The 4,820-nt window shown below is 69.5% G+C and carries 3 protein-coding genes and 1 pseudogene; 2 read left to right on the top strand and 2 right to left on the bottom strand.

Features of this window, described 5'->3' with window-relative positions:
* The first annotated feature begins 130 nt into the window (after window positions 1-130).
* A complete protein-coding gene (locus FUT87_RS18095; RefSeq protein WP_147241926.1) occupies window positions 131-727 on the top strand; it encodes a 3-deoxy-D-manno-octulosonic acid transferase in 597 nt (198 codons plus the stop codon).
* A gap of 204 nt (window positions 728-931) precedes the next feature.
* Here the strand turns inward: FUT87_RS18095 and FUT87_RS18090 are convergent, their stop codons facing one another.
* Window positions 932-3,472, bottom strand: a complete 2,541-nt coding sequence (locus tag FUT87_RS18090; protein ID WP_147241925.1) for a GspE/PulE family protein — start codon at window positions 3,470-3,472, stop codon at window positions 932-934.
* Between the two features lie 158 nt (window positions 3,473-3,630).
* Here FUT87_RS18090 and pcp point away from each other — a divergent pair.
* Window positions 3,631-4,266: pseudogene (gene pcp, locus FUT87_RS18085) on the top strand (pyroglutamyl-peptidase I); the annotation flags it as partial.
* Between the two features lie 10 nt (window positions 4,267-4,276).
* Here the strand turns inward: pcp and FUT87_RS18080 are convergent.
* The coding region (locus FUT87_RS18080; RefSeq protein WP_147241924.1) for a WYL domain-containing protein at window positions 4,277-4,820 on the bottom strand (544 nt) is incomplete at its 5' end.

The raw sequence follows: 4,820 nt of genomic DNA, 5'->3' as shown, positions 1-4,820 counted from the left end.
CCGACCGGCTGCGCCAGGCCGGCGTCGCCGACGTGCGCGTCAGCGGCAATTTGAAATTCGACCTGCAGCCCGACGAGGCCCTGCTCGCGCGCGGACGCACCTGGCGCGCGGCCTGAACCGGCCGGTGGTGATGCTGGCGGTCTCCCGCGAGGGCGAGGAGGCCGCGATGCTCGCGGCCTGGAAGGCGGCACAGGCGGCGAGGGCGCCAGCGGGTTCACCGCTGCTGCTGATCGTGCCGCGTCATCCGCAGCGCTTCGACGAGATCGCCGCGATGGTGACGGACGCCGGCCTGACGCTGGCGCGCCGCAGCGCCTTCGGCACCAGCGATATCGCGACGCCGCCCCTGAGCGCGGGCGTGGCGGACGTGTGGCTGGGTGACTCGATGCGCGAGATGGCGCTGTACTACGGCCTGGCCGATGTCGCGCTGCTGGGCGGCAGCTTCGAGAAGCTCGGCGGCCAGAACCTGATCGAGACGGCCGCCTGCGGCGTTCCGCTCTTCATGGGCCCGCACACCTTCAACTTCGCCGAGGCAGCGGAGCTTTCCCTGCAGGCCGGCGCCGCGCGCCGCGTAGCCACGCTGACCGAGGGCCTGTCGCAGGCGCTCGCGCTGCTGACCCAACCCCACGAGCGGCGAGAGATGGCGGACGCGGCGACTGCCTTCGCTGCCGCGCATCGCGGCGCGGCGCAACGGATGGCCGCGCCCATCCTAAAGCTGGCCGCAGCCTGATTCGGCGTCCTCGGTCGCAAATCCGTCGAAGGACGGTGCTGATCGGGGACGGGATGGCTTGGGGTTTTGGCGCTTGCCGCCAAGGGCGAACCCGACCGAGCTCAGTCCGGTGGACTGAGCGACGCGGGAGAGCGCTGGAGGACCAACGGTCCGACAGCCCCATGCCATCGCGGCCAACGCCCCGACCGTTGCAGGCTTCTTCTACTACTGGTTGCTCGTCGACCGAACCTCACCGAGCGTCGTCACGCCCTGCAGCACCTTCGCGATGCCATCCTGACGCAGCGTCCGCATGCCCTCGGCCATGGCCAGGTGCATCAGCTCCTCGGCCCGGCCGCCGGTCTGGATGAGCCGCCGGATCGGCCGCGACACGGTCAGCAGCTCATGCAGCCCCGCGCGGCCCTTGAACCCCGTGTGGTCGCACTTGTCGCAGCCCGGCGAGTGGTAATGCAGCAGGTTGGGCTGCCCGAACTGGCCTTTCCACTCGGCCAGCACCGCCTCACGCGCTGGCCGGTTCTCGGCCGAGAACACATGCAGGTAGTCGTCGAGCAGTTCGTTGAGCGTCGCCTCGGGCATCGGCTCGGACTTGCGGCAGGCCGGGCAGATACGCCGCACCAGCCGCTGGGCCAGCACCGCGAGCAAAGAGTCGGCGAAGTTGAACGGGTCCATGCCCATGTCCAGCAGGCGCGTGACGGTTTCGGGCGCGCTGTTGGTGTGTAGCGTGGACAGCACCAGGTGGCCGGTCAGCGAGGCCTCGACCGCGATCTCGGCAGTTTCCTCGTCGCGGATCTCGCCGACCATGATCACGTCCGGGTCCGCGCGCAGGAAGGCGCGCAGCGCCTTCGCGAAGGTCCAGTCGATCTTCGGGTTGACCTGCACCTGCCGCAGCCCCGCCTGCGTGATTTCGACCGGATCCTCGGCCGTCCAGATTTTGCGCTCCGGCGTGTTGATGTTGGCCAGCACCGAGTGCAGCGTCGTCGTCTTGCCCGAGCCGGTCGGACCCACGCACAGCACCATGCCGTAGGGCCGCTCCGACGCCGCCTTGAGCTCGCGCAGGTTGTGTTCCGAGAAGCCCAGCTTCTCCATCGGGATCGGCTTGGCCGAGGCCAGGATCCGCATCACCACGTCCTCGAGCCCGTTGTTGGTCGGGATCGTCGCGACGCGCAACTCGATCTTGTGGCGCTCCGAGAACTTGGCGAAATTGATTTTGCCGTCCTGCGGCTTGCGACGCTCGGAGATGTCGAGGTCGCACATGATCTTGATGCGCGCGATCATCGCGCTGCGGTAGGTGTGTGGCAGTTCCAGGTGGGGCTGCAGCACACCGTCCTTGCGGAAGCGGATTTTGACCTTCTCCTTGCCCGGATAGGTCTCGATGTGGATGTCCGACACGTTCTGGTTGTGCGCGTCGATGATCATCGTGTTGATCAGCCGGACCAGCGAGTTGTCGCTCTGCTCGATCTGGCGTTCCTTCTCCTCCTCGCGCGCGGCCTCGCGCGCGACCTGCTCCTGGCCCTCGCGCTCCAGCGTCTCGATCAGCTTGTCGGAGCTGTCGAGCTCGAAGTCCATGGACAGCGGCGGCAGGCCGCCGTCGCGATTGACGATCGGCTGGCCGCCGAAGCGTTCGTAGGAGGTCGGGATCGCGAACTGCAGCGAGCCCAGCCGCGCCAGCGCCGGTACGACCTTGAGCTGGGTGATGAACTCGACCTCGTCGATGCAGTCGCGCCGCGTCGGGTCTTCCATCGCGACGATCAGGCGGCCGTCGCGCAGCACCAGCGGCAGCACCTCCAGCCGCTTGGCCACCGAGAACGGCAGCTTGCGCACCGCGTCCGGCTCGATCGCGAAGTTGTCCGCGTCCACCAGCGGATAGCCCATCTTGCGGGCCAGCGCCGACTGCAGCTGCGCGCGCGTCACGATGCCCTTGCGCACCAGCAGCTCGCCCAGCGGCACCGAGCGGTCCTGCTTCTGCTGCGCCAGCGCCTCGTCGAGTTGCGCCTGCGTGACCAGGTCCAACGCGAGCAGCGCTTCGCCGATGCGCACCATCGGCATTTTGGCCTGCTGCTCGATCGCGAGCATCAGCTGCTCGGCCGAGACGATGTGCTGCGCCACCAGGATGTCGCCGACGCGGCGGTCGCGCAGGTCGCGCTGCTCGCCGGCGGCGGCATCGACCTGTTCCTGCGTCGCCACCTGCTGGCGCACCAGCAGGTCGCCGATGCGCTCGCCGACCTCGAAGCTGACCAGCACCTCGCGCGGCACGAACATGCAGCGCACCCAGTCGCTGGTCTCGCTGACCGGCGGGAACAGGAACAGGCCGAGGTCGGTCTCGTGGTGGCCGATGGTCGTGCCCTTCTGCTCCTCGCCGCCCTGGTAGACCAGCTTGAACTCGCTGCGCGGGCGCTGGTCCAGCGACAGCGGGTCGTTGGCGGTGGCCGGATCGCGCGGTGGCACCTCGATCGCGTGCAGCAGCTTGAGCGCCTTGAACTGCGAGAACTTCAGCGGCATCGCGTTGCGCGCCGGCGGCACCACGACTTGCGCCAGGCGTTCGCCCGGCACCATCAGGATCACCTTGCCGACGGTGCGGCTGCCGTTCAGGCCGAGGATCTCGCAGGCCTGCGGCTCGCGCTGGGTGCGCGGCCGGGGATAGGCGGCGAAGGGAGGCGTCGGCCACTCGAACAGCGGTGCCGCCTCAGCCGCCGGCGAGGCGGACGGCTGGGCTTGAGGCCATTGCAGCGGCACGGACGGGTCGGTCATCAGGCGGTCTCCGCGGAGTTCTGTGTCTAGGCAGATATAGGGCGGGAGAGTAACTCGTTTGTGGTGGGCCCACTACTCGGATAAGCAGGTGGCGTGCCTGCCTATCCGGCCTGGATCGTCGCTGGCCCCAGCCGTCCGCCCGGCTAGACTCGCCGACAATGAACAACCTGCTGGTGACCGGGTTCGAGCCGTTCGGCGGCGAGACCATCAACCCCTCCTGGGAACTGGCCCGGGCGCTCAACGGCGAGGCGATTGCCGGCGCGCGCGTGGTGGCGGTCCAGTTACCTTGCGTCTTCGGCGAGGCGCTGACGCGGCTGGACGAGGCGCTGGCGCGGGTGAAGCCGTCGGTGGTGCTGGCCATCGGCCAGGCCGGCGGGCGCTGCGACCTGTCGCTGGAGCGGGTGGCGATCAACGTCGACGACGCCCGGATCCCCGACAACGCCGGCGCCCAGCCCATCGACGAACCAGTCGTCCCGGGCGGGCCCGCCGCCTACTTCTCGACGCTGCCGATCAAGGCGATCGTGGCGGGGCTGCGGGAAGCGGGATTTCCGGCGTCGGTGTCGCAGACCGCCGGCACCTTCGTCTGCAATCACCTGTTCTACGGACTGCAGCATCTGGTGAAGGAACGCCCTGTTCGCAGCGGCTTCATGCACATCCCCTACCTGCCGGAGCAGGCGGCGCGTCATCCCGGCGCGGCCAGCCTGCCGCTGCCGACGCTCGTCGCGGCCACGCGCCTGGCTCTCGAACTGGCCGTGACGGCCGAGGAAGCGCCTCGGCGGCGGGCAGCTGGACTGAAGGGCTGGCTCAGTCGGGGGCCGGTGCCTGACCGGCGAGGGTCAGGAGTTGCCTCGCATGCGAGGCGATCTCACGCGCGAGCGCATCGGGTTCCAGGATGCGGAACGGGAAGGGCAGGGCGGCGAATGAAAGCGCCATCCAGGGCAGTTCATCCGCCTGGCAGCGCAGCAGCACGCCGTCCTCCTGCTGCTCCAGGCTGCTGATCGCGGCCAGCGGCTGGCGAGTGAGTGCCTCCAGCGGCGCCTGCACCAGCGCCCGCACCGCATGGGCGCGTGGCATCTCGACCAGCGAGGCGTGCAGGTGCGCGAGCACGTCGAAGCCTTCCGGGCGGCCGAAGCTCTGCGGCAGCGGATCGACCGATTCGATCCGGTCCAGCCGGAACGAGCGCAGCGCCCGCCGCAGCCCGCAATGGCCCACCGCATACCAGCGCCCGCCGCGGTAGCCCAGTCCATAGGGATCGAACGGCCGCTCGCTGAGCCGGCCTTGCATGTCGCGGTAGCGCATCGCCACGCGCTGCTGGGCCAGGGCCGCCGCGCCCAGCGTCGACAGCGCC

The organism is Mitsuaria sp. TWR114, assembly GCF_007997345.1.
This window is presented reverse-complemented; position numbering and strand designations above follow the sequence as displayed.